3 protein-coding genes are annotated in these 1,372 nt (G+C 70.8%); 2 read left to right on the top strand and 1 reads right to left on the bottom strand.

Going from position 1 to position 1,372, the window contains the following annotated elements:
- Positions 1 to 331, top strand: a 331-nt coding sequence (locus D7V93_RS43035) for an RluA family pseudouridine synthase (protein WP_504739602.1), incomplete at its 5' end; no start/stop codon positions are given.
- On the opposite strand, the gene D7V93_RS43030 is transcribed toward D7V93_RS43035, so the two are convergent.
- On the bottom strand, positions 318 to 731 hold the full coding sequence (locus D7V93_RS43030) for a secondary thiamine-phosphate synthase enzyme YjbQ (RefSeq protein WP_120627678.1): 414 nt from the start codon (positions 729 to 731) through the stop codon (positions 318 to 320). The genes D7V93_RS43035 and D7V93_RS43030 overlap by 14 nt on opposite strands.
- Positions 732 to 772: 41 nt before the next feature.
- On the opposite strand from D7V93_RS43030, the gene dinB reads away from it, so the two are divergent.
- Positions 773 to 1,372: DNA polymerase IV (dinB, locus tag D7V93_RS43025; protein ID WP_120648675.1), on the top strand; the 600-nt coding region annotated here is incomplete at its 3' end.

Genomic DNA, 1,372 nt, shown 5'->3' with positions numbered 1-1,372 from the left:
GTCCCACTTCCGCGTGCTCGGGCGCGCGCAGGACTACAGCCTCGTGGAGGTGCGCATCCTGACGGGCGTGCTCCACCAGGTGCGCGCGCACCTGGCCGGCGTGGGCGCGCCGCTCGTGGGGGACGCGCTCTACGGAGGCCGCGAGGCGCCGGAGCTGGGGCGCTTCTTCCTGCACGCCCGCTCGCTCACCGTGCCCCACCCCGTCACGAAGGAGCCCGTGCGCGTGCAGAGCCCGCTGCCCCAGGACCTGGTGGCGGAGCTCGGGCGGCACGGCCTGACGCTGCCGGAGTCGGAGCCGGACGGGGCGGCGCCCGGGGCTATTGGCCCATGACCTTGACGATGACGCGCTTGCGGCGCTGTCCGTCGAACTCGGCGTAGAACACCTGCTGCCAGGGGCCCAGGTCCAGCTTGCCGGCGGTGACGGGAATCAGCACCTGGTGGTGGACGAGCATGGACTTGAGGTGCGCGTCCCCGTTGTCCTCGCCGGTGCGGTGGTGGCGGTAGTCGGGCCCGGAGGGTGCGAGGTGCTGGAGCCACTCCCAGATGTCCTCGTGGAGGCCGGGCTCATCGTCGTTGACGAAGACGCCCGCGGTGATGTGCATGGCGGACACCAGCACCATGCCCTCCTGGATGCCGCTCTTCTTCAGGAGCGCCGCCACGGTGTCGGTGAGGCGGACCAGCTCGCGCCGGGACTTCGTCTCGAACCAGAGGTATTCGGTGAGGGTCTTCATGGGCCGCACTGTCAGAGGGGGCCACTAGAGTGACTCACGCCATGCGAGCCATCCTCCACGTGGACATGGACGCCTTCTACGCGTCCGTCGAGCAGCGCGACAACCCGTCCCTGAGGGGCAAGCCCGTCATCGTCGGAGGGCATGCCCAGCGCGGGGTGGTGGTGGCCGCCTCCTACGAGGTGCGGCCCTTCGGGGTGAAGAGCGCGATGCCCATGGCGCGGGCCATGAAGCAGGCCCCGCACGCGCTGGTGGTGAAGCCCCGCTTCTCCGCCTACGCGGAGGCGAGCGAGCAGGTGTTCGCCATCTTCGAGCGCTACACGCCGTTGATCGAGCCCCTGTCGCTGGACGAGGCGTTCCTGGACGTGACGGCGTCGGTGGGGCTGTTCGGCGCGGCGGCGGACATCGCGCGGAGGATCCGCAAGGAGATTGCCCACGAGCTGAACCTGCCGGCGTCCGCGGGCATCGCCACGGCGAAGTTCGTGGCGAAGATCGCGTCCGACCTGGCCAAGCCCAACGGCCAGCGCGAGGTGCGGCCCGAGGAGACGGTGGCCTTCCTGGCGGGGCTGCCGGTGTCGCGGCTTTGGGGCGTGGGGCCCAAGACGGAAGACGCGATGAAGCGCGCGGGGCTCGCGACCATCGGG

This window comes from Corallococcus llansteffanensis (genome assembly GCF_003612055.1).
Taxonomy (GTDB): domain Bacteria; phylum Myxococcota; class Myxococcia; order Myxococcales; family Myxococcaceae; genus Corallococcus; species Corallococcus llansteffanensis.
This window is presented reverse-complemented; position numbering and strand designations above follow the sequence as displayed.